Consider the following 527-nt stretch of genomic DNA (forward strand, 5'->3'; position numbering starts at 1 on the left):
TCCTCGCCCGTCGAGACGACCTTGAATTCCTTGATCTTGGCTTTGACTTCAGGTTGCGCGGCGTAGGCCTTGGCCGTCTGCACCATCTGGATGCGCCAGGTGTTGGCGATATAGCCATTGGCGAAGGCGATGCGGAACGGCCCTTCCTTCTTGGGATATTTGAAGAATTTGGTCTCTGCGCTCCACGGCGCGAAACAGTCCGCCTGAGCGGCGGGACCCGACACGATTTCGGGTCCGGCGGCCATGGCGGCCGAATTGAGCATGACGAATGCAGTGGCGGCAACGACGCCACCAACGAGTGACTTGATCATCGATAATCCTCCCGATTGCAGTTCTGATTGTTCGTTTCGCAATGCGAATTTTTCGCGCGATGGACCGGCACCTCCCGCCTTGCCATGCGCTTCCTCGGCCGCCCGTGATGGCCGACCCGGTACCTCCCTTGTCGCCGCCAGCGGGGCGAAAACTATCATATTATCCATAATAAACAAGTATTAGTTGTCGCTTATGTATAATAAACAGGTGCGACC

General features: G+C 56.7%; 1 pseudogene. It reads right to left on the reverse strand.

The features are described 5' to 3' along the window. A pseudogene (locus EN969_RS34590) lies at positions 1 to 311 on the reverse strand (ribose ABC transporter substrate-binding protein); the annotation flags it as partial. Between the last annotated feature and the right edge of the window lie 216 nt (positions 312 to 527).

Origin of the sequence: Mesorhizobium sp. M7A.F.Ca.CA.003.01.2.1, assembly GCF_003998945.1 — a bacterium.
Taxonomy (GTDB): domain Bacteria; phylum Pseudomonadota; class Alphaproteobacteria; order Rhizobiales; family Rhizobiaceae; genus Mesorhizobium; species Mesorhizobium ciceri.